Source organism: Pseudonocardia acidicola (assembly GCF_012911935.1).
Classification (GTDB): domain Bacteria; phylum Actinomycetota; class Actinomycetes; order Mycobacteriales; family Pseudonocardiaceae; genus Pseudonocardia; species Pseudonocardia acidicola.
In genome coordinates this window covers 1-4035 of the sequence record NZ_JAAXLA010000149.1, presented here as the reverse complement: position 1 = coordinate 4035, position 4035 = coordinate 1, and the positions used below count along the sequence as shown (strand labels likewise).

General features: G+C 74.2%; 3 protein-coding genes. All 3 read left to right on the top strand.

Features of this window, described 5'->3' with window-relative positions; translation table 11 throughout:
* The coding region (locus tag HF526_RS34260) for an AMP-binding protein (protein WP_169385805.1) at positions 1 to 1165 on the top strand (1165 nt) is incomplete at its 5' end.
* Between the two features lie 33 nt (positions 1166 to 1198).
* Entirely contained in the window at positions 1199 to 2731 is a 1533-nt protein-coding gene (locus HF526_RS34255) for a CYTH and CHAD domain-containing protein (protein ID WP_169385804.1), read from the top strand.
* 116 nt (positions 2732 to 2847) lie between these two features.
* Positions 2848 to 3870, top strand: coding sequence for a PHP domain-containing protein (locus HF526_RS34250; protein ID WP_169385803.1), 1023 nt, complete (start codon positions 2848 to 2850; stop codon positions 3868 to 3870).
* Positions 3871 to 4035: the final 165 nt, after the last annotated feature.

Genomic DNA, 4035 nt, shown 5'->3' with positions numbered 1-4035 from the left:
CCCCCGCATCGACGTCACCCCCCACCCCCGCGAGTCGGCACTTTCGGGAGGGCGAGTCGGCACTTCCGGGAGCCCGAGTCGCCCGTTCCCGGACACCGAACCGTCCGCCGACGCGCCCGCGCTGATCGTCTACACCTCCGGCACCACCGGCCCGCCCAAGGGCGCGGTGCTGTCCCGTGGCGCGATCGCGGCCAACCTGGACGCGCTGGCCGACGCCTGGGCCTGGACCGGTGACGACCGGCTGGCCCACGCGCTGCCGCTGTTCCACGTCCACGGGCTCGTGCTCGGCGTGCTCGGCCCGCTGCGCCGCGGCGGGTCGCTGCACCACCTCGGCGGACTCGACGCGGCCGAGCTCGCCGCGGCCGTCGTCGCCGGCGCCACCATGGTGTTCGGGGTCCCGACCCAGTACCACCGGCTCGCCGACCAGCTCGCCACCGATACCGAGGCCGCCGCCACGATCGGCCGGGCCCGGTTGCTGGTCTCCGGCTCCGCCGCGCTCACCGCCGTCGACCACGCCCGGATCCAGCAGACCACCGGGCTCGCCGTCCGGGAGCGCTACGGGCTCACCGAGACACTGATCCTCACCGCGGCCCGGGCCGACGAGGACCCGGAGCCGGGCACGGTCGGCCGGCCGACGGACGGCACCGAGGTCCGGCTCGCCCCGCTGCCCGAATCGGCCGGCTCCACCGGCTCACCCGAGGACGACGATCTGGGCGCGGTGGAGGTCCGCGGCCCCGGCCTGTTCTCCGGGTATCTCAACCGGCCGGACGCCACTGCGGCCGCGCAGACCGCCGACGGCTGGTTCGCCACCGGCGACATCGGCCGCTGGACCGCGTCCGGGGCGCTCGCCCTCGTCGGCCGCAAGGCCACCGACCTGATCAAGTCCGGCGGCTACAAGATCGGCGCCGGGGAGATCGAGAACGCGCTGCTGGAGCACCCGGGTGTCGCCGAGGCCGCGGTGATCGGGGCCCCCGACGAGGACCTGGGGGAGCGGGTGGTCGCCTTCGTCGTGCCGGCCGGGGAAGCGCCGCCGGCCGCGGAGCTGATCGACCATGTGGCGTCGCTGCTCGCTCCGCACAAGCGGCCCCGTGAGGTGCGGTTCGTCGACGGACTCCCGCGCAACGACATGGGCAAGGTGCAGAAGGCACGGTTGCCACGGTCGTGATTACGCCGTCGCCCGTTCGGGGAACGGACGGGCATGGCGAACACGACGACGGCAACCCTGAGTACGACCTATCGCGGACCCGCGGCGGCCGGTGCTCCCCGCCTCGCCGGGCTCCCGGGGGTGTCGACCGTCGCGGCCGATCCGCAGCAGGTCCTGGAGACCGAGCGTTACGACACCGACGACCTGCGGTTGTCCGCCGCCGGCATCGAGCTCTCGCTGCACCGCGGTGACGGCACGGCGCACTGGCAGCTGCGGCTGCCCGACGGCGACGACGAGGAGCTGCTGCGGCTGCCGGCCGCGGTGCCGGACGTCGAGGGTGTCGACCCGGACGGGCCGCCCGGCGAGCTCGACGAGCTGATCCGCGGTGTCCGGCGGGACCGCCCGGTGCGCCCGGTCGGCCGCGTGCGGACGGTGCGGGTGCGGACCGGCCTGCGCGGTGCGGGTGAGCGGCTGCTCGCCGAACTGGTGCAGGACGAGGTCACGATCGCGACCCTGGGCGGCTCGACCGATCTGAGCAGCTGGACCGAGATCGAGCTGCGCCGCGTCGAGGGTGACGCCGGTCTGCTCACCGCGGTCGAGCAGCGGATCCGCGAGATCGGGGCCGCGCCCGCGCCGCGCGGTGCCGCTGCCGCGCTGGACCGGCTGCTCATTCCCGCACCGCCACGTCGCCGCCGGGCAGGGAAGAAGGGGTCGGCCGGCGCGGTGCTGATGGACTACGTGGGCACGCAGGTCGATCGGATCGCCGAACAGGACCTGCGCGCCCGCCGTGACGAGCCCGACGCCGTGCACCAACTGCGGGTCGCTGCGCGCCGGCTGCGCAGCGCGCTGCAGGCCTACGGCCCGCTGCTGGACTGCTCCCGGACCCGTCCGCTGGTCGCGGAGCTGCGCTGGCTCGGACAGGCGCTTGCGCCTGCCCGCGACATCGACGTGCTCCGTGAGCGGATCACCGCCCAGCTCGATCGGACCGAGCCCGAGCTCGTCCTCGGCCCGGTGCGGGCCCAGGTGACCCGGTACTTCGCCCGCGCGGAGGCCGAGGCGCGGGCCGCGATGCTCACCGAGCTCGACGGGCAGCGCTACACGGCGCTGCGGCTCGCATTGAGCGAGCTGCTCACCGATCCGCCGCTGACCCGCAGGGCCGCGCGGCCGGCGAGGCGCGAGCTGCCCCGGCTGGCCGCGCGCAGCGCTCGCAAGCTGGAGCGGGCGGTGACCGGCGCCCTCGCCGCCGACGGCACCCACCGCGCCGAGGCCGTGCACACCGCCCGCAAGAAGAGCAAGCGGCTGCGGTACGCGACCGAGGTGGCGCGTCCCGCGGTGGGCGGCGACGCGAAGCGGTTCGGCCGCGCGCTCAAGGGCATGCAGCGCGCCCTCGGAGACCACCAGGACATGGTCGTGGCGCGCGGGGTGCTGCGTGAGCTCGGCGCGCAGGCGCACAGCGCGGGAGAGAACGGCTTCACCTTCGGCCTGCTCTACGGCCGGGACGTGAAGGCCGCCCAGCAGATCGAGGCCCGGCTTCCCGAGCTGTGGCGGGCGGCGTGGGCCACGAAGAACCGCCGCTGGCTCCCCTGACCCCCCGCGAGTCGCCCTTTTCGGTAGCGCGAGTCGCCCTTCTCGGGAGGATGAGTCGCCCCTTTCGGTAGGTCGACGCTCTGCCGAGGCGCCGCGACGATGGCACGATCGCGCCCGTGACCGAGCCCCGCGACGCCGTCGACGACCTGCGACGCATTGCGTTCCTTCTCGAGCGGGCCCATGAGTCGACCTACCGGGTCCGCGCCTTCCGAACCGCGGCCGGGGTGCTCCGCGGGAGGGACCCGGATCAGCTCGCCGCCCTGGTGGCATCCGGCGAGCTGGTCCGGCTGCGCGGGGTGGGCGAGGTGACGGCGCGATGCGTCGCGGAGTCGCTGGCGGGGGAGGAACCGGTCTACCTCCGCCGGCTCGAGGCCACCGACGGCACGCCGCTCGACGAGGCTGCGGCCGATCTGCGCGCTGCGCTGCGCGGGGACTTCCACAGCCACACCGACGCCTCCGACGGCGGCTCGCCGCTGCGCGAAATGGTGGAGACCGCTCGCGAGCTCGGTCACGAGTACCTCGTGATCACCGATCACTCACCGCGGCTGACGGTGGCCAACGGGTTGTCCGCGGACCGGCTCCGCCGCCAGATCGAGCAGATCGCCGAACTGAACGACGAGCTGGCCGACGACTTCCGGGTACTCACGGGGATCGAGGTCGACATCCTCGACGACGGCGCGCTCGACCAGGACGAGGACCTTCTCGCCCAGCTCGACGTCGTCGTCGCCAGCGTGCACTCGAAGCTACGGATGCCGGCTGCGGAGATGACCGAACGGATGCTGACCGCCGTCGCCAATCCGCACGTCGACGTCCTGGGGCACTGCACCGGTCGGATGGTCACCGGCAAGCGCAAGCGCCCGGAGTCGGAGTTCGACGCCGACGCGGTGTTCGCCGCATGCGCCGAGCACGGCGTGGCGGTGGAGGTGAACTCGCGACCGGAGCGGCTGGATCCGCCGAAGCGGTTGCTGCGGCTGGCGGTCGAGGTGGGGTGCGAGTTCTCGATCGACACCGACGCGCACGCCCCGGGCCAGCTCGACTGGCTCGACTACGGCGTCTCGCGGGCCGTCGCGTGCGGGGTGCCGACGGAGCGGGTGATCAACAGTTGGCCGTTGGAGCGGGTGCTCGCGCGGCGGCGTTGAGGTTCCCGGCCGCCTGACGCAACGGCGAACCCCGCCGCGACGGCGGGTGGACCTGCGAATCGCGCGCGGCGACACCGTGCGACTCGCCCTTCCGAAAGTGCCGACTCGCCCTCCCGAAAGTGCCGACTCGCGCTCCTGAAAAGGGCGACTCGCGGGGGGTCAGGG